Origin of the sequence: Bradyrhizobium guangdongense (assembly GCF_006483445.1) — a bacterium.
Classification (GTDB): Bacteria; Pseudomonadota; Alphaproteobacteria; order Rhizobiales; family Xanthobacteraceae; genus Bradyrhizobium; species Bradyrhizobium guangdongense_A.
In genome coordinates, this window is sequence record NZ_PPPT01000085.1 from 1 (window position 1) to 17357 (window position 17357).

At 65.4% G+C, this 17357-nt stretch carries 18 protein-coding genes; 2 read left to right on the top strand and 16 right to left on the bottom strand.

Annotation, left to right across the window (positions count from 1 at the left end; all coding sequences use genetic code 11):
* The 3 genes from C2U70_RS12095 to rimP form a co-directional block, all read right to left on the bottom strand.
* A partial coding sequence (locus tag C2U70_RS12095; RefSeq protein WP_140978240.1) for an RNA-binding protein occupies positions 1–517 on the bottom strand: 517 nt, incomplete at its 3' end.
* A 23-nt stretch (positions 518–540) separates the two neighbouring features.
* Positions 541–2151 (bottom strand): transcription termination factor NusA, encoded by a 1611-nt coding sequence (nusA, locus tag C2U70_RS12100; protein WP_140978241.1) that lies wholly within the window; start codon positions 2149–2151, stop codon positions 541–543.
* A gap of 2 nt (positions 2152–2153) precedes the next feature.
* Positions 2154–2909: a ribosome maturation factor RimP gene (rimP, locus tag C2U70_RS12105; protein ID WP_140978242.1), complete on the bottom strand. Its 756-nt coding sequence runs from the start codon at positions 2907–2909 to the stop codon at positions 2154–2156.
* Positions 2910–3252: 343 nt separating this feature from the next.
* On the opposite strand from rimP, the gene C2U70_RS12110 reads away from it, so the two are divergent.
* On the top strand, positions 3253–4335 hold the full coding sequence (locus tag C2U70_RS12110; protein ID WP_140978243.1) for a DUF2336 domain-containing protein: 1083 nt from the start codon (positions 3253–3255) through the stop codon (positions 4333–4335).
* A 77-nt stretch (positions 4336–4412) separates the two neighbouring features.
* Positions 4413–5258, top strand: a complete 846-nt coding sequence (locus C2U70_RS12115) for a phytanoyl-CoA dioxygenase family protein (protein ID WP_140978244.1) — start codon at positions 4413–4415, stop codon at positions 5256–5258.
* A gap of 231 nt (positions 5259–5489) precedes the next feature.
* On the opposite strand, the gene C2U70_RS12120 is transcribed toward C2U70_RS12115, so the two are convergent.
* From C2U70_RS12120 to C2U70_RS12180, 13 genes are all read right to left on the bottom strand, one after another.
* Complete coding sequence (locus C2U70_RS12120; protein WP_140978245.1) at positions 5490–6200, bottom strand: tRNA (guanine(46)-N(7))-methyltransferase TrmB; 711 nt, start codon at positions 6198–6200, stop codon at positions 5490–5492.
* Positions 6197–7327: a M20 family metallopeptidase gene (locus tag C2U70_RS12125; protein WP_140978246.1), complete on the bottom strand. Its 1131-nt coding sequence runs from the start codon at positions 7325–7327 to the stop codon at positions 6197–6199. The genes C2U70_RS12120 and C2U70_RS12125 overlap by 4 nt, the downstream gene beginning before the upstream one ends.
* A 124-nt stretch (positions 7328–7451) precedes the next feature.
* Complete coding sequence (locus C2U70_RS12130) at positions 7452–7865, bottom strand: helix-turn-helix domain-containing protein (protein ID WP_140978247.1); 414 nt, start codon at positions 7863–7865, stop codon at positions 7452–7454.
* A 215-nt stretch (positions 7866–8080) separates the two neighbouring features.
* Positions 8081–9694, bottom strand: a complete 1614-nt coding sequence (gene lnt / locus C2U70_RS12135; RefSeq protein WP_140978248.1) for an apolipoprotein N-acyltransferase — start codon at positions 9692–9694, stop codon at positions 8081–8083.
* Positions 9691–10809 (bottom strand): hemolysin family protein, encoded by a 1119-nt coding sequence (locus C2U70_RS12140; protein ID WP_140978249.1) that lies wholly within the window; start codon positions 10807–10809, stop codon positions 9691–9693. Before C2U70_RS12140 ends, lnt begins: the two co-directional genes overlap by 4 nt.
* A 1-nt stretch (position 10810) precedes the next feature.
* Positions 10811–11320 (bottom strand): rRNA maturation RNase YbeY, encoded by a 510-nt coding sequence (ybeY, locus tag C2U70_RS12145; RefSeq protein ID WP_140978250.1) that lies wholly within the window; start codon positions 11318–11320, stop codon positions 10811–10813.
* Between the two features lie 59 nt (positions 11321–11379).
* On the bottom strand, positions 11380–12375 hold the full coding sequence (locus C2U70_RS12150; RefSeq protein ID WP_140978251.1) for a PhoH family protein: 996 nt from the start codon (positions 12373–12375) through the stop codon (positions 11380–11382).
* A 64-nt stretch (positions 12376–12439) separates the two neighbouring features.
* Positions 12440–13837, bottom strand: coding sequence for a tRNA (N6-isopentenyl adenosine(37)-C2)-methylthiotransferase MiaB (gene miaB / locus C2U70_RS12155; RefSeq protein WP_140978252.1), 1398 nt, complete (start codon positions 13835–13837; stop codon positions 12440–12442).
* A gap of 207 nt (positions 13838–14044) precedes the next feature.
* On the bottom strand, positions 14045–14725 hold the full coding sequence (locus tag C2U70_RS12160) for an HAD family hydrolase (RefSeq protein WP_140978253.1): 681 nt from the start codon (positions 14723–14725) through the stop codon (positions 14045–14047).
* Complete coding sequence (locus C2U70_RS12165) at positions 14725–15183, bottom strand: Fur family transcriptional regulator (protein WP_140978254.1); 459 nt, start codon at positions 15181–15183, stop codon at positions 14725–14727. Before C2U70_RS12165 ends, C2U70_RS12160 begins: the two co-directional genes overlap by 1 nt.
* A gap of 39 nt (positions 15184–15222) precedes the next feature.
* Positions 15223–15708 (bottom strand): ribosomal protein S18-alanine N-acetyltransferase, encoded by a 486-nt coding sequence (rimI, locus tag C2U70_RS12170; protein ID WP_140978255.1) that lies wholly within the window; start codon positions 15706–15708, stop codon positions 15223–15225.
* Positions 15705–16394: a tRNA (adenosine(37)-N6)-threonylcarbamoyltransferase complex dimerization subunit type 1 TsaB gene (tsaB, locus tag C2U70_RS12175; RefSeq protein WP_140978256.1), complete on the bottom strand. Its 690-nt coding sequence runs from the start codon at positions 16392–16394 to the stop codon at positions 15705–15707. Before tsaB ends, rimI begins: the two co-directional genes overlap by 4 nt.
* A gap of 137 nt (positions 16395–16531) precedes the next feature.
* Positions 16532–17104, bottom strand: a complete 573-nt coding sequence (locus tag C2U70_RS12180) for a NifU family protein (protein ID WP_140978257.1) — start codon at positions 17102–17104, stop codon at positions 16532–16534.
* Positions 17105–17357 lie beyond the last annotated feature (253 nt).

The window sequence follows — 17357 nt, forward strand, 5'->3', positions numbered from 1 at the left end:
GCGGCAAAATGCCGGGAATCGCGGCCGCAAGGCGCAAATTCCCGGCATTTTGCCGCGCAGTTGCGTCCAATTTGCGGATTCCGTCATCGGCCCCGTCACTTGCGTGGATCAGGACCTCGGCCGTTCCCTCCTTCAAGGCGCCTTCGACCTTGCCAAACCCGGCCACGACCTGGCCGGCTTTGGCGGCAATCGCCAGCGCCTCGGTCACGCTCCGGACCAGGAGGGCTTCGATATCGGACGGCAGCGTCGGCGGGGTGCGCAGGTCGCGCTTGAAGGCCTTGCTGAATTGGTGACGGCGGACGGCTTCCGCAACCACCTTGTGCGAGGCGGTCACCCACATCCCCCGTCCCGGCAGCTTGCGCTTGAGGTCGGGAACGATGTCGCCTGCGGGCGAAACGACGAAGCGGATCAGCTCGTCGATCGGACGCACCTCGCGACTGACCGCGCACATCCGCATGGTCGCGGACTTGCCGGTCCGCGGTCCCTGGTCGAGTTCGCTGTCAGTGCTGGCGAGCATCCGGGTGACATCCTCCTTCGCCCTTAAGCCGGCTGATCTTCGGCGGCCTCAGCGTCCTCGCTGGGCTTGGCCAGATCGGCCTCGGTGATCCAGCCGGCCTTGACGCGGGCCTGCATGATCATCGCTTCGGCGTCGTCGCGGGTGATGTCGATGCCGTCGAGCGCACCCGGGAATTTGGTGGACTCGCCACCTTCCTTGCGCTCGGTCCAGCCGACCAGATCGTCGGTGGCGCAGCCGGCGAGGTCCTCGACCGTCTTGATGCCGTTCTCGCCGAACTTGACCAGCATCTTCGAGGTCACGCCGGGCACGTCCTTGACCGCGTCCTCGACGCCCAGCTCCTTGCGGCGGGCTTCGAGCTCGGCTTCCTGCTGCTCCAGATATTCGCGGGCGCGATTCTGCAGCTCCTGCGCGGTCTCCTCGTCAAAGCCCTCGATGCCGGCGAGCTCCTTGATGTCGACCATCGCGAGCTCCTCGACCGAGGTGAAGCCTTCGGACGCGAGCAACTGGCCGACCACTTCGTCGACGTTGAGCGATTCCATGAACACGCGGGTGGAGTTCTCGAAGTCGGCCTGGCGGCGCTCCGATTCCTCCTGCTCGGTCAGGATGTCGATATCCCAGCCGGTGAGCTGCGAGGCCAGGCGCACGTTCTGGCCGCGGCGGCCGATCGCCAGCGAGAGCTGGTTGTTGGTGTCGGGCACCACGACCTCGATACGCTCGCGGTCTTCGTCGATGACGACCTTGGAGACTTCGGCGGGCGCCAGCGCGTTGACCACGAAGGTCGCGATGTCGGGCGACCACGGAATGATGTCGATCTTCTCGCCCTGCAGCTCGTTCACCACGGCCTGCACGCGCGAACCGCGCATACCGACGCAGGCGCCGACCGGATCCACCGAGGAATCCCGGGAAATAACGCCGATTTTCGCGCGCGAGCCGGGGTCGCGGGCCACAGCCTTGATCTCGACGATGCCGTCATAGATTTCAGGCACTTCCTGCGCGAACAGCTTTGCCATGAACTGCGGATGGGTGCGGGACAGGAAGATCTGCGGGCCTCTCGTCTCGCGGCGGACGTCGAAGATGTAGGCGCGGACGCGGTCGCCGTTGCGGAACACTTCGCGCGGCAGCATCTCGTCGCGGCGGATGATGGCTTCGCCGCGGCCGAGATCGACGATCACGCTGCCATATTCGACGCGCTTGACGACGCCGTTGACGATGTCGCCGATGCGATCCTTGAATTCCTGGTACTGCCGGTCACGCTCGGCCTCGCGCACCTTCTGTACGATGACCTGCTTGGCCGACTGCGCGGCGATGCGGCCATATTCCAGCGGCGGCAGCGTATCGGCGATGGTGTCGCCGACCTGGGCGCCGGGGTTGGCGCGCTGCGCGTCGACCAGCGAAATCTGGTTGGAGTGGTTCTCGACCTTGTCGACGACCAGCATGTGGCGCGACAGGCGGAGCTCGCCCTTCTTGGGGTCGATTTCGGCGTGAACGTCAGTTTCGCTGCCGTAACGCGCGCGGGCCGCCTTGGCGATGGCATCTTCCATCGCGGCGATGACGATGCCGCGGTCGATCGATTTCTCGCGTGCGACGGCGTCGGCGATCTGCAGCAGTTCAAGTCGATTGGCGCTGACTGCCATGGCTAGTCTCCTTCGTCAGGCTCGATCTCGCCGCGCCGCGCCCGTTCGGCGGCAAGGCGATGTTTCTTCGTGTTGGTCGGGGCCGGCTTCTTCTTCGGCCTGGTGTTCTTGGTCGTCTTCGCGCTGATCTCGGCGTGTGGCGCAGCAGGCGCCTCGAGTCCGAGATCCCGGCGCAGCTCGCGCGCCTGGGCCTTGCCGCGACGCATCGAGGCCGCGATCAGCTCATCCGTCAAAACCAGCCGGGCCTCGGCGATGTCTTCCATCGTGAGGAGGACATCGGCCTCGTCGCCGGACTTGATGTCGTCGCGCGTAATCTTGACGCGGTCGCCGTCGACGGCTGCGATCGTACCACGAAAGCGCTTCCGCCCGTCATGGGCGACCGCCATTTCGATCTTCACGAGATGGCCGAGATGGCGCTCGAAATCGGAGCGGCGCACCAGGGGACGGTCGATTCCGGGCGACGAAATTTCCAGCCGGTAGGCGCGATCGATGGGGTCGGCGACGTCGAGCACCGGCGACAATGCGCGCGAGATCGCTTCGCAATCCTCGAGCTGCATCGAGCCGTCCGGGCGCTCCGCCATGACCTGGACGGTGCAGCCGGCTTCCCCGGAGATCCGGATCCGCACCAGCCGATAGCCCATGCCCTGGAGCACGGGGGCCGCGATCGCGGACACCCGCGCAGCCACGCCGGGCTCGACCACCAGCCGGGGTTCGGCCAGCAGGTCGGCATCATCGGAACCAGGGGTCGGTTCAGTCATATCCAGGGTCAAGGACGCTCGATGGTTAACGCTTGGTTGACGGCTCGGCTTACGGAACTCACGGATCGGTTCCCGTGGCCGCCCGAGCGCATCTGGACGCAGGTAATAAAAAAGAGCGGGTCCTTCCGGGCCCACTCTCAATACCGATCGTATGAGAAGATAAGTTGGCGCGGATATAGCGCTTTTCGCTGGGGCCGACAAGGCCCGGTGGGTGGGCAAGGGCCCTTTTTATGCGGTCCCCGGCCTAACCCTTCCTTCATCAAGCGGGCCTAAATTGCCTGCTGGCGGTGCACTTTGGCCCTCCTTGTGTACCCACGGCGTGTCCTTTCCGAGTTTGCGTTCCATGACCGTAGCCACGTCGCTCATTCCCGGACTGGACGAGATCGTCAGGCGCGGCGATTTGCGCAAGCGCAGCGATATCGCGCGCGCCATCGCCGATCTGTTTTTCGCGGACGCCGCAAAGCTCCGCCCTGACCTCGTCGATCTCTTCGACAATCTCCTGATCGACCTCGTGCCGCATGCCGAGCTTGCCGCGCGCATCGATCTCGCCGAGCGCTTCTCCAAGGTCGGCAACGCGCCGCGCCATCTCATTGGCCAGCTCGCGCGCGAGAATGAAATCCAGGTCGCGGCCCCCGTGCTGCGCCGTTCGCCTGTGCTGGACGAGGCGGCGCTGCTCGAGATCGCCCGCTTCAAGGGGCAGGGCCATCTGCTGGCGATGACCGAGCGGAACGCATTGTCGGCCAACCTCACCGACGTGCTGGTCGAGCGCGGCGATCGCGACGTGGTACGTCGTGCCGCCGGCAATGCCGGCGCAAAATTTTCGCCGGGCGGATATTCCGAGCTGATCAAGCGCGCTTCCAAGGATGGCGTGCTGACGCTCAAGATCGGCCAGCGCGACGATCTTTCCGGCGACCAGTTGAAGGACCTGCTCGGCGGCACGCTCGACGTCATCCGTCGCCGCCTCACCGAAGTGGTCAAGCCGGCGCGCCAGATGGAAATCCGCCGCGCGATGACCGAGATGGAGGAGGCCTCCCTGCCGCCGGGACCGCGGCGCGATTATACCGACGCCCAGCGCACGGTGCTGAACCTGCATCGCGACGGCCATCTCGGCGAGAGCGCGCTGCTCGGCTTTGCCAAGGCGCACAAATACGAGGAAGCGGTCGCGACACTCTCGGCGATGTCGGGCGTCAAGCTGTCGGTGCTCGACCGCCTGATCGCCGGCGACCGCTACGATCCGATCCTGATCCTCGGCCGCATGAAGAATCTGGGCTGGCCCACGGTGCGCGCCCTGATCCTGTTGTGGTACGGGCCGCAGCGCACGCCGGCCGATGCGGACATCGAGGCCGCCCGCGTGAATTTCACCAAGCTGATGCCCTCCACGGCCGAACGTGTCGTGAATTTCTGGCGCACCCGCCAGACCATCTGAACCGCTTCACAAGTCGCTTCCCGACAGTCTATCCTCCTGCCTGAAGGCGCGGCACAGCGCCGGGCAGGGAGACTATGATGCTTGATGAGGCGACGATCGAGGCGCACGCACAGCGAATCCGCGACGACGGCTATACCGTGATCGAGCGCGCGGCCGACGCAACGCTGGTCGAAGGCCTCAAGCAGGCGGTGTTGCGCATCGAGCGCGAACACGATCTCGGTCCCGCCAGGACATCGTTCGAAGGCTTCAAGACGCTCCGCGTCAACAATCTCCTGACCTATGACGACCTGTTCTGGGAGGTGCCGCTGCACGACAACGTGCTGCCGGTCGTCGAGCGTGTGCTCGACAAGGAGTGCCTGCTCTCGTCGTTCTGCTCGCTGGTGCTCGGCCCCGGGCAGGAGGCGCAGCCGATGCACGAGGACACCCAGCTCATTCCGCTGCCGCGGCCGCACATCCCGATCACCATCAATGCCATCTGGGCGCTGTCCGATTTCCGCGACGACAATGGCGCGACGCGCATCGTGCCGGGCAGCCACAAATTCGATCGCTCGCCCGAATACGGCAAGGAGTACGATGCGGTCACGGCGACCATGCCGGCCGGCAGCGTCATGCTGTTCGACAGTGCGCTGTGGCATGCCGGCGGCGCCAACGTCTCCAGCGAGCGCCGTTTTGCATTCTCCTGCGCCTATTGCTGGGGCTGGATGCGGCAGCAGGAGAACCTGCAGCTCGGCATCCCCCGCGACACCGCGATGCGTTTTCCCCGGCGGCTCCAGGAGCTCTGCGGCTACAGCGTCTACAAGGGGCAGTTCGGCCACATCGACAACCACGACCCGATCGAACTCCTGGGCCGCGAACGCGGCAAGCGCATGGTGTGGGAAGCGACCGACGTGAAGAAGGCGCGGATGGCGGAAGTGAAGCAGTAGGTTCGTCGGGCGTCGCGTCCCAAACTCGTCATGCCCGGGCTTGATGACGGAGCCGCTGCGAGCGACTTCGGGCGGTCTGGCCGATGATAGAGATATACCACTGATTTGCCCGACGGGTCAAGCGAAATTCGTAAAATCAGTAGCCTTGCCGCCTGCCGCCATTTCTACTGTGCATGGGGTTGTTTTCGACGTCATTTTCCGGACGCTCGAAAAATGGCCCGGCCGAGCCGCCTAGACCCTGCGGAACCGCAGATACGCCGCCTTGCGTCCCTCGCGCGCGGCCTTCCGGCCGTAGCGCGTCATCGTGTAGCCGTCCCAGGGCAGGCGGAAGTCGTCGGCGCGCCCGGCGAGCCAGGTGAAGTCGGGCGAGCGCGCCATGTGCGACAGCGTCCAGGCGACGTAATCGTCGATGTCGCAGACGAAACGGAATTCGCCGCCGCTTCTGATCACGCGGGCCATCGCAGCGATGGTCTTGTCCTGGACGAAGCGCCGCTTCCAGTGCCGCCGCTTCGGCCAGGGATCGGGATGGATCAGGTCGAGCCGCGACAGCGCCGCCTTCGGCAGCCAGGCCAGCAGCTCGGCGGCGTCGCCTGCGAACAGGCGGACATTGCCGATATTGCCGGCCTCGATCTGCGCGAGGATTTTGGCCATGCCGTTGATATAGGGTTCGCAGCCGATGAAGCCGGTCGCCGGAAACGCCTGCGCTTCCGCGACCAGATGCTCGCCGCCGCCAAAGCCGATCTCGAGCCGCAGCTCGTCCGCCTTGGGATCGAAGATCTCGTGCGCATCCGCAGGTGCTGCGCTGGAAATGTCGAGCGCGAGATGCGGCAGCAGGTTCTCGACCAGGTCAGCCTGATGCTGCCTGAGCTTGTGCCCCTTGCGGCGGCCGAAGAAGGCCCGCTCGTCGTCGGCGCGGCTCGCGTCTGATTTGCGTTCGTTCATCGCAGCGTCTGGTAGAGCCGGTAGAGCAGCCGCGCCCGCGGCTCGAGCGAGGATATGTAGAGCTGCTCGATGTGGGTATGCGCGCCCTTGCCGTCGACCCCGAGCCCGTCGAGCGTGCCGGTGTGGGCCGCCGTGAAATTGCCGTCGGAGCCGCCGCCGGTGTGGGTGTCGATCAGGTCGAAGCCAAGCTCGGCGGCAAGGCCTTTTGCATGCTCATAGAGCGAGGCGCCGGAATTGCTCTTCTCGTAAGGCGGACGATTGAGCTCGCCTGTAACCTTGACCGTCACGCCTTCAGTCTTCGACGTCAGTCCGAGAATCTTCGCGACGAACTCGTCGGAGTCGGCAATGCTCGGCACGCGCAGATCGACTTCGGCATAGGCCTCTTCCGGCGTGACGTTGGGCCGCGTGCCGCCGCGCACGACGCCGACATTGACGGTGACACCGCGCGTCAGGTCGTTCATGCCTTCGAGCGCGTGGATCACGTTGGCGAGCTCGCGGATCGCGCTGCGTCCATCCTCGGGCCGCGTGCCGGCATGCGCAGGCACGCCCTTGATGAAGACTTCGAAACGGCCGACGCCCTTGCGTCCGGTGACGATCTTGCCGCCGTCGCGCGCCGGCTCCGTCACCAGCACGTACTTCGCCTTGCGGCCCTCGGCCTCGATCAGCTTGCGCGACGTGGGGCTGCCGATCTCCTCGTCCGAGGTGAACATATGGGTGATGCCGAGCGGAGAGCGCTCCGCGGTGTCGCAGAGCCGGCGGAAGGCGTGATGCGCGATATAGGCGCCGCCCTTCATGTCGTAGATCCCCGGGCCGAACGCGCTGTCGCCGTCGATGCGAAATGGCAGCCGCTCGATGAAACCCATGGGATGCACGGTGTCGAGATGGCTGAGCACGAGGATGCCGGGCTTGTCCTGGCCCCAGGTCGAGCGCGCCACGAGATGATCGCCGCAGCCATCCACGCCTGCGACACGTTCCAGTGTCACCGGCAGGTCGCGGTAGTGATCCGCAACCAGCGTGGTCAGTCTGTTGACCTGCTCCGGCGTATCGGTCGGCGTCTCGATCTCGACCCACTGCCTGATACCCTCGAGCATGGCGGCGGTGTCGAACGGATTCTTGCTTGATGGCATGGGGCGCCTACGCCTCGGAAGTTTAAGTCGATCATCGGGAAGCGCGCCTTATACGCGCGCGGCCAACGTCGGCATAGGCCAGATTTGACGTCGTCTCAAACCCTGGGGAGGCGCCAAGCGCACATCACCGCTTGTCGGGACCTTCGCGGGCCGCGATCTGCTCGACGAGATCGACGATCGAGCGGCGCAGCTTGGAGTCGGTGATTCGCGTGAACGCCTTCGTCAACGCGAGGCCTTCGGAGGTCGCAAGGAAATCGGAGACGTAAGCGGGCGAGGCGCCTTCGGCAAAACCATCCGTCCCGGCCACGCCGCTCGGTCCGCCCTCGAACAGGAACGACACCGGCACCTGCAGGATTTCGGCGATCTGCTGGATGCGGCTCGCGCCGACGCGGTTGGTGCCCTTCTCGTATTTCTGGATCTGCTGGAATGTCAGGCCAAGCGCTTCGCCAAGCTTCTCCTGGCTCATGCCCAACATGATGCGGCGCATACGCACGCGGCTGCCGACATATTTGTCAACAGGGTTGGGCGCTTTCGACATGTCTCCACCCCCCACACACGGCCTTCGGCACAAGTAGGAATGCCCAAGGTGACAACGGCGTCAAAACCTCATTCGCAATTTATGGCAAACATTGCGGAGAAATTTAGCAATGCGTCGCTGTCTTTTTGCAGCGGTGTCAGAATGCGGAGGGCGGCGACGGTCTGTCAACCGTGGGATTACGGTTGTCAAAGACTTCCGGTCGCGGAATTCGGCAATTACGGCCGCCGCATGGCAACGCGCCGCCGCACTGCGAAGATGATGGCCAGCGCGACAATGATGGCCGCCGGGATGTCGCCAACGCGGGCGTAGACCGTCGGCGAAATTGCCGCGGGCAGGCTTGCATCCAAAATGCCCTCCAGGCCGAGGCCGAGGCTGGCGACGGTCCGGCCGACGGGGTCGACCACCGCTGAGATGCCGGTGTTGGCGGAGCGGACCAGCGGCAGGCCGAGCTCGATGGCGCGCATCCTTGCCTGCTCCATGTGCTGGTAGGGGCCGGTCGAGATTCCGAACCAGCCGTCATTGGTCAGGTTGATGATCCAGCCGGGCCGCTCCTCGCGGCCGGCCACGTCGCCGGGAAAGATCGCCTCGTAGCAGATCAGCGGCAGTGCGCGGGGCGCACGCGGTACCGGCAGGGCATGGCGCACGTTGCCCGGGATGAAGCCGCCCTGCACCCGCGTCAATTGCTCGAAGCCGAGCTTTTCCATCAGGTCCTGGAAGGGCAGGAATTCGCCGAACGGGACCAGATGCAGCTTGTCGTAGACCGCGAGCACGCTACCGTCATGGTCGATGACGTAGATCGAGTTATAGGCGCGCGTGATCGGCTTGCCCGGCGGCAGGTCCGGCGCGCGGACCGATCCCGTGATCAGCACGGTCCCCTTGGGCAGGAGATCTGCGATCTGTGCCATCGCGTCGGCTTCACGGGTCAGGAAGAACGGAAAGGCGGATTCCGGCCAAATGAGGATCGTGGCGTCGCTGACCCCGGTCGATTGGGGCCCCGCGGCGCGATCGGACAGCGCGAGGTATTTCTTCATCACCTCTGCCTTCGCAGAGTAGTTGAACTTGGCGTCCTGCTGCAGGTTCGGCTGCATCAGCCGCAGCTTCGTGCCCGCCACCATCGCGGTCGGATGCAGCGACAGCCGGATCGCCCCGAAGATTCCCATCACGACCAGCAGCGCGACGGCCGCGACGGGCGCGCGCCACGGCATTTGCCGGTCTGACGTGCGGTCGATCAGCGCCGCCGGACTCGCAAAGATCGCGACGGTCAGGAACGTCATGCCCCACAGCCCGATCAGCGAGGCCGTCTGCGCGAGCGGAAGCGGTTCCGACAGCGCATAGCCATAGGCGTTCCAGGGGAAGCCGGTCAGCGCGTGGCCGCGCAGCCATTCGCTGATGGTGAGGCTCGCCGCCAGCGCGAGGATGCGCGCGGCGTCCTTGGTCCAGAGCAGCCGCGCCAGCGCAAAGCCCAGTGCCGGGAAGATCGCGAGATAAGCGGGCAGGCCGAGCACGGCGAAGGGCGTCAGCCAGGCAAAGGTCTGGGCGTCGACGAAGAAGGCGTAGCCGATCCAGTAAAGGCCGGGGACGAAATAGCCGAGCCCGAACCAGTAGCCGGTCAGGGCCGCCGCCGGAATACCGCCGAGTTTTCCGGCGCCGGCGCCGTCGATCAGCCAGACCAGGACCGGGAAGGTCAGAAACAGCACCGGCCAGGCGTTGAACGGCGCCAGCGCCAGCACCGACAGGGCGCCGCACGCCATCGCAATGAGCGCACGCTTCCATCCCCAGGTCAGGATGATGGCGAGCGCGACGGTGCGGAGCTTGGTGGGAATCGTCACTGCGGGCCGGCCCCGTCGCTGGGCGGCGGAGCGGGCGTGTCGCCGGATGGCGGCGGGCTGGTGTCGGACGGCGTCTCGCGGCGGCGGCTCTCGCGCTGGGTGCGCGGCGCCGGCCGCTCCTTCCGCGGTGCGATTCGCAGGCGCTTGACCCGGCGCGGGTCGGCGTCGAGCACCTCGACCTCGTAATTGCCGGGACCGGAGATCACCTCGCCGCGCACCGGCAGACGGCCGACATGGCTGACCAGATAGCCGCCGAGCGTCTCGACCTCCTCGCCGGCTTCGCCGGTGACGAAATCCTCGCCGATCACGGTGCGGACGTCGTCGAGGCTGGCGCGGGCGTCGGCGATGAAGGCGTTGTCGGGCAGGCGCACGATCGACGGCGCGTCGTCGCTGTCGTGCTCGTCGTCGATTTCGCCGACGATCTGCTCGACGATGTCCTCGAGCGAGACCAGCCCGTCGCTGCCGCCATATTCGTCGACCACGAGCGCCAGATGGATGCGCGAGGCCTGCATCTGCGCGAGCAGGTCGATCGCCCGCATCGAGGGCGGCACGTAGAGCAGCTTGCGGATGATGTTGGCCTCGGAGAGCGGCAGCGAGAGATCGACCGCGCGCAGATCGAGGCCCGCAGGCAGCGGCTTCTTGCGCTTGGCCTTCGTCGTCTCCGACACCCGCGCCTTGGCAGTCATGAAAGTGAGGAGGTCGCGGATGTGGACGATGCCTTCGGGGTCGTCGAGCGTCTCGTTGTAGACCACGAAGCGCGAATGGCCGGCGTTCTCGAACCGGTCCATCAACTCGCCGAGCGGGATGTCGCGCTTGACCGCGACGATGTCGGCGCGATGCACCATGACGTCGGCGATGCGGCGCTCATGCAGATTGAGGATGTTGCGCAGCATGGTGCGCTCGACGGCGGAGAAACCGGCATCGTCGGGCGTGGTCGCGTTGAGCACGACCTGGAGATCCTCGCGGACAGAGCCCGCCTTCCAGCCGAACAGCGTGCGGATGGCGCGCAACAGCCAGCCTTCCGCCGTCGGGCGCAAGACCTCGCCCGGCTGCACCACCGCCGGAAGATTGCGCGGGTTGCGCGGATTGTCGTGGATCGGCTCGGAATCCGGCATCTCAGTTCACCCGCGGCCGGTCGGCATAGGGATCGGGAATGCCGAGCTCGGCGAGGATGTCTCGCTCGAGCGCTTCCATTTCCTCCGCGTCGGCGTCGTTTTCATGGTCGTAGCCGACCAGATGCAGAAAACCGTGCACGGCGAGATGGCTCAAATGGTGGTCGAACGGCTTTTGCTCCTCGTCGGCTTCCCGCCGCATCGTCTCAAAGGCGATCGCGATGTCGCCGAGCATGCGTGGCGCATCGCCCGGCTTGCGCGCGCCTTCCGGCTGCAGCGCTGGGAACGACAGCACGTTGGTCGCCTTGTCGATACCGCGCCAGTTGCTGTTGAGGGTGCGGATGCCCTGATCATCGGTCAGCATCACGGCTACTTCGGCCTCGGCGACGTCGTCGTCGACCGAGCCTGCGGCAGCCGCGATCGCGCGCTGGATCACGGCTTCTGCATCGGGCTCGCTTTGCCAGCAATCGGCGACGACGAGAACCTCGGTCATGGGAAGGTTGGGATGCGACATGATGTGATCAGGAACGAAAGGCGCTGACTGTGCGCCCGGTCTGTCCCGCTGTTTTCCCGTTATGGCTTGCCGGCGGCCGGCCGTTGCGGCGAGCCTTCATAGGCGGCAACGATGCGCGCCACGAGCTCGTGGCGGATGACGTCCTCGGCGGTGAAATGAACCTGTGCAATGCCTTCGACGCCACCGAGCAGGCGCGTCGCTTCCGCAAGCCCCGACGTCGCGCCGTTCGGCAGGTCGATCTGCGAGGGGTCGCCGGTGACGATCATGCGGCTGTTCTCGCCGAGACGCGTCAAAAACATCTTCATCTGCATCGACGTGGTGTTTTGCGCCTCGTCGAGGATGATGACGGCATTGGTCAGCGTGCGGCCGCGCATGAAGGCGAGCGGTGCGATCTCGATCTCGCCGCTCTGCAGCGCGCGCTCGACGATGCGCGCGTCCATCAGATCGTAGAGCGCGTCGTAGATCGGGCGCAGATACGGATCGACCTTTTCGCGCAGGTCGCCGGGCAGGAAGCCGAGCCGTTCGCCGGCTTCCACCGCCGGACGCGACAGGATGATCTTGTCGACTTCCTTGCGCTCGAACATTTGCGCGGCATGCGCGACCGCAAGCCAGGTCTTTCCGGTGCCGGCCGGGCCGATGCCGAACACCAGCTCATGGCGTTTCAGCGCACGGATGTAAGAGTCCTGGGCTGCGGTGCGGGCGCGCACCGGACGCTTGCGCAAATTGATGCTGTCGAACGCCGTCTTGGGCGACTTTGCGTCGAACTCGAACAGCGAGCCCTGCGCGATCACGGCGCGGATCGCGCCCTCGACCTCGCCCTGGTCGAGATCGTGCCCCTTCACGGCTTGCGCGTAGAGCGTCTCCAGCACGCGCCGCGCGGCATCGCAGCCGTCGCGGCTGCCGCCGATGGTGATGTGGTTGCCCTTGGAATCGACGACGACTCCGAGCCTACGCTCGATCTGCGCGAGGTTCTGGCCGTAGGGGCCGACCAGCGCGGAAGCGGCGCGGTTGTCGTCGAAGTCGATGACGACCTGGGTTTCGGGCGGAACTTGCATGTCGCGGTCAAATTTGCGGCTGGGAGCGAGGGAAGGCGAATCCGATGCGCTTTTTGGCAAGGGTTCAGGCTCCAGTGGCGATGGATGATAAAGCTGATACGCGCGCGACCGGCGGCGTGGCGAGCTCGCCGAGCAGGCTGTAGCGTTCGAGGCTGTCGATGCGGACCGGCAGGATCTTTCCGACGATGTCCGATGAGGCCATCACATGCGCGGGCTGCAGATAGGCGGTGCGGCCGACGATCTGGCCTTCCTTTCGCGCCTCGCGCTCGAACAACACGTCGACAATTGTGCCAATCGCAGCCTTATTGAAGGCCGATTGCTGGCTGTCGATCAATTCCTGGAGCCGCTCCAATCGCTGGTCCATCTCGACTTGGGACACCGTCTCCTGCAGGTCCGCGGCCGGCGTTCCCGGCCGGGCGGAATATTTGAACGAGTAGGCCGCAGCGTAACCGATTTGTGTGACCAGTGCGAGAGTGGCGCGAAAATCTTCCTCGGTTTCGCCGGGGAAGCCCACGATAAAATCTGATGAAAAAGCAATGTCTTGCCGCACCGACCGAAAACGGTCGATGACACGGCGATAGTCATCGGCGGTATGTTTGCGGTTCATGGCCGCCAGGATCCGGTCCGAGCCCGATTGCACCGGCAGATGCACGAACGGCATCAGGGCGTCGAGATCGCGATGGGCCGCAATCAAACTGTCATCGACGTCGCGGGGGTGGCTGGTCGAGTAGCGCAGACGCGCGATGCCGGGAATCTGTGCGAGGCGCTCGAGCAGCTTGCCGAGCGGCCAGCTTTGCCCGTCCGGACCTTCGCCGTGATAGGCGTTGACGTTCTGCCCGATCAGCGTCAGCTCGCGCACGCCGTTATCCGCCAGCCGCTTCACGTCATCGAGGATCTTGGCAACGGGGCGCGACACTTCGGAGCCGCGCGTATAGGGCACGACGCAGAAGGTGCAGAACTTGTCGCAGCCTTCCTGCACGGTGACGAAGGCGGAGATGCCGCGCGCACGGATCGCCTTCGGCTCGGGCTGCGCCAGGAAGCCGAACTTGTCCTCGGCCGGAAACTCGGTCTCGATCGCGCGGCCCTGGCTGGTCGCGCGCTTCAGCAATTCAGGCAGATGGTGATAGCTCTGCGGTCCGACCACGACGTCGACCACCGGCGCGCGGCGCACGATCTCCGCACCCTCGGCCTGCGCCACGCAGCCCGCCACCGCGATCTGCATGGTGCGACCGCCGCGCGCCGCCTCGTCCTTGGCCGCGCGCAGGCGGCCGAGCTCGGAATAGACTTTTTCGGAGGCCTTTTCGCGGATGTGGCAGGTGTTGAGGATGACGAGGTCGGCGTCCTCCACGCTTGCGGTCTCCACGAATCCTTCCGGACCCAGCGTGTCCACCATGCGCTGGGCATCGTAGACATTCATCTGGCAGCCATATGATTTGATGTGCAGCTTGCGCGGCGGCGTCATGGAACCCGGATCTGTGGTGGAACGGCCCTCAGATATAGGCTGGGCGGCGGAAAATCCAGCGATTGCGGCGCCTTCAATCGTCATTCCGGGGCGCGCGCTAGCGCGAACCCCGATTCGCAATTGCGAATTGTGGAATCTCGCGCCGAAAACCTCTGGATTCCGGGTTCATCGCTCCTTGATTCCCCGGAATGACGAGGTTTGGCCGAATCAGCCCGCCAGCGCCTCGGTTCCGACCCGGCGGACCAGATCCGGCAATTGCCGCATATCGTCAAAAATCAGGCCGGCGCCGGCCCGGCGCAGGGTTTCGCCGTGGCCGGGCGGGCAGTGGCTGCCGCCATGGAAGCCCAGCACGGTCATTCCGGCCGCCCGGGCGCCGGTCACGCCGGGGACGCTGTCCTCGATGACGAGGCAATTTTCCGGCGCCGCTTTCATCTGCTCTGCCGCGAACAGGAACAGGTCGGGCGCCGGCTTGCCGCGCGCCACTTGCGTCGCCGAGAAGATATGCGGCGCGAGCTGATCGTAGAGCCCGGCGCAGTCCAGGCCGTGACGGATTTTTTCCGGCGTGCCGCTCGATGCCACGCATTTCGGCAGGTCGATCGCGGCAATCGCCGTGGCGACATGCGTGATCGGCTGCAGTTCGCCGGCATAGAACTGCAGCGTTGCCGTCTTGATCTGGGCTTCGAGATCGTCGGGGAGCTTGCGCCCGATCTCGTCCTCGACCATCTGGCGCGCCTCGCGATCGCTGACGCCGAGGAAGCGGACCAACACCTGCTCCGGCGTGATCGGATAGCCGTGGCGCGTCAGCACGGACGCATGCGCGCGGCAGGAGATGACCTCGCTGTCGACGAGAACGCCGTCGCAATCGAAGATGATGAGTTCTATCGCCACTAGTTCTGCGATTTGTCGTCGTCGAGCGGGACGCAATAGAGCTCGAGCCGGTGATCGACCAGCTTGTAGCCGAGCTTGCGGGCGATCTCGGCCTGCAGCTTCTCGATCTCTTCGGAGGTGAACTCGATCACCTTGCCGTCGCGCAGGTTGATCAGGTGGTCGTGATGGCTGTCGCGCATCTGCTCATAGCGCGCGCGGCCCTCGCGAAAATCGTGACGCTCGATGATCCCGGCATCCTCGAACAGCTTGACCGTTCGATAGACCGTCGAGATCGAGATCTTGTCGTCCACCGCCACGCAGCGCCGGTACAGCTCTTCGACATCGGGGTGATCTGCCGCCTCCGCCAGCACCCGCGCGATGACGCGCCGCTGCTCGGTCATGCGCATGCCGGTCGCGGCACAGCGCGCCTCGATGCCGGTCGCATTGGATGCGGAGGAGGTCGGTTTCAAAACGGTCATGGTCGGTCTGCCTTGCGGGAGCACCTTCTGCCACCGATGTTACGACAAGTCACGTCGCATCAGAAGCGCGTTCAACTGTTCCCCGTCCGGCTGCTTATAGTAGCGTTCGCGGCGCCCGACCACCACGAATCCGACGCGTTCATAGAGCTTTCGTGCCGGCTGGTTATTCTCCTCGACCTCCAGAAATATAGTACGGACGCCGCGGCCGGCGAGGTGGCCGAGATGGGTCAACAGCAGCGCGCGGGAGAGCCCGCGGCCGCGATAATCCGCATCGATCGCGATCGAGAGGATTTCGGCCTCGTCCGCGCCGATCCGCGACACCGCAAAGCCGATCGTCTTGCGGCCCAGCCTGAAGCGCTGCACGAGCGTGTTGCGCTCGCTCATCATGCTCTCGAATTCGCCTTCGCCCCAGCCGCGCGCGAACGAGGCGCCGTGGAGCTGCGCCAGCCGCGCCGCATCGCGCGCGCTCGCTGGCTCGACGACGGCAGTGCCGCCGCGCCACCAACTTGACAGCCAGTTCATCATGAGGTCGCGACGGCGAGCGGCGGCTGCGCCGCAGGCTTGGCATCGGGCGCGCGCAGATAAAACGGACGCGCGGGCGCTGCCTGCGGATCGGCGGCAGCCCCGAGCCACGCCACCCAATTGATGTCGGGCGCGGCCTCTGCATCGACGGCGACCGGTTGCGGCGTGTCCTTGGGCCAGCGGTCGGCGAGAATCCTTGCGGCGTTGCCGACCAGATGCGGCGCGCCGAATTGCGACGCCGCAATCGCTTCGTCGATGCTGGCGACCTTCGGCCGCACCAATTGGCTGCCGTCGCCGGCGACGATCTGGAAATAGACGTGATCATGCCGCGCATCGATCGCGGAGATCACCGGCGCCTCGCGGTTCTGGCTGACGATCGCGGCCGCATAGGCCGACAGCGTGGTGAGACCCACGGCGGGCTTGTTCGCGGCAAGCGCCAACCCGCGCGCCGCCGAAATGCCGACGCGCAATCCGGTAAAGCTTCCGGGGCCGGTGGTGACGGCGATGCGGTCGAGCGCCGTGAAGGCGACACGCGCCGCCTGCATCACCCGCGCGATCAGCGGCATCAGCGCTTCGGCATGGCCGCGCTTCATCGGCAGCGATTCCCGGGCGATCAGCCGCGCGTTGTCCGTATCAAGCACGGCGGCCGAAGAGGCGTCGAGCGCAGTATCGATGGCAAGGATCAGCATGGATCGATCATATCATCGTCCTGGTCGTCATGGCCGGGCTTGACCCGGCCATCCACGACTTTGGGGCCCCCAAGAACGTGGATGCCCGGGACAAGCCCGGGCATGACCAATTTCAAATCGATGCGCCGGTCGCGCAATCACATCGGCCGTACTTCGACCACGTCCGGCACAAAGTGCTTCAGCAAATTCTGGATACCGTGCTGGAGTGTCGCGGTCGATGACGGGCAGCCCGAGCAGGCGCCCTTCATGTTGAGATAGACGATACCGTCCTTGAAGCCGCGGAAGGTGATGTCGCCGCCGTCATTGGCGACCGCCGGCCGTACGCGGGTCTCGATCAGGTCTTTGATCATGTCGACCGTTTCGGCATCAGCCTCGTCGAAGAATTCGTCTTCATCGTCGAGATCGGCGTCATCGGTCACGGTGCCGCCGGCGAGCAGCGGCGCGCCGGACATGTAGTGCTCCATGATTGCGCCGAGGATCGCGGGCTTCAGCTGCTGCCACTCGCCACCGCCCGCCTTGGTCACGGTGATGAAGTCGCTGCCGTAAAACACGCTGGTGACGCCTGGCACCTCGAACAGTTTTTCGGCGAGCGGCGAGCGGGTGGCGGATTCGCGGCTCGAAAACTCCATCGGGCTGCCGTCGACCACGACGCGGCCGGGAATGAATTTGAGCGTGGCAGGATTGGGGGTGGCTTCGGTTTGAATGAACATGGTTTTCTCCGGACGTCGCCGGTTCAAGGCCGGCGCGTGGCTCCTCAGTATCAGATGGCGCGCCCAAACGCACGATCAAGGGCGGGAAGGGCGGTTTCGTAAAGGTATCAGGGGGGTAGGCGGTTTGTCTTCCCCCTCGCCCCGCTTGCGGGGAGAGGGTTGGGGTGAGGGGGAGCCTCCCCGGGGGCGGTAAGAGTTGGACTCGCGGAGAGTCCCCCTCACCCGGAATCCGCGCTAGCAGTCTGCTGAAAAA

What these genes read in the sequence shown, in the direction of transcription:
- ybeY (WP_140978250.1), bottom strand. Translation starts at nt 11,320, where the DNA reads ATGTCGCATCCCAACCTTCCCATGACCGAGGTTCTCGTCGTCGCCGAT.
- C2U70_RS12150 (WP_140978251.1), bottom strand. Translation starts at nt 12,375, where the DNA reads ATGCAAGTTCCGCCCGAAACCCAGGTCGTCATCGACTTCGACGACAAC.
- C2U70_RS12165 (WP_140978254.1), bottom strand. Translation starts at nt 15,183, where the DNA reads ATGACCGTTTTGAAACCGACCTCCTCCGCATCCAATGCGACCGGCATC.
- nusA (WP_140978241.1), bottom strand. Translation starts at nt 2,151, where the DNA reads ATGGCAGTCAGCGCCAATCGACTTGAACTGCTGCAGATCGCCGACGCC.
- C2U70_RS12130 (WP_140978247.1), bottom strand. Translation starts at nt 7,865, where the DNA reads ATGTCGAAAGCGCCCAACCCTGTTGACAAATATGTCGGCAGCCGCGTG.
- C2U70_RS12110 (WP_140978243.1), top strand. Translation starts at nt 3,253, where the DNA reads ATGACCGTAGCCACGTCGCTCATTCCCGGACTGGACGAGATCGTCAGG.
- C2U70_RS12115 (WP_140978244.1), top strand. Translation starts at nt 4,413, where the DNA reads ATGCTTGATGAGGCGACGATCGAGGCGCACGCACAGCGAATCCGCGAC.
- miaB (WP_140978252.1), bottom strand. Translation starts at nt 13,837, where the DNA reads ATGACGCCGCCGCGCAAGCTGCACATCAAATCATATGGCTGCCAGATG.
- C2U70_RS12125 (WP_140978246.1), bottom strand. Translation starts at nt 7,327, where the DNA reads ATGCCATCAAGCAAGAATCCGTTCGACACCGCCGCCATGCTCGAGGGT.
- tsaB (WP_140978256.1), bottom strand. Translation starts at nt 16,394, where the DNA reads ATGCTGATCCTTGCCATCGATACTGCGCTCGACGCCTCTTCGGCCGCC.
- rimP (WP_140978242.1), bottom strand. Translation starts at nt 2,909, where the DNA reads ATGACTGAACCGACCCCTGGTTCCGATGATGCCGACCTGCTGGCCGAA.
- C2U70_RS12140 (WP_140978249.1), bottom strand. Translation starts at nt 10,809, where the DNA reads ATGCCGGATTCCGAGCCGATCCACGACAATCCGCGCAACCCGCGCAAT.
- C2U70_RS12180 (WP_140978257.1), bottom strand. Translation starts at nt 17,104, where the DNA reads ATGTTCATTCAAACCGAAGCCACCCCCAATCCTGCCACGCTCAAATTC.
- rimI (WP_140978255.1), bottom strand. Translation starts at nt 15,708, where the DNA reads ATGATGAACTGGCTGTCAAGTTGGTGGCGCGGCGGCACTGCCGTCGTC.
- C2U70_RS12120 (WP_140978245.1), bottom strand. Translation starts at nt 6,200, where the DNA reads ATGAACGAACGCAAATCAGACGCGAGCCGCGCCGACGACGAGCGGGCC.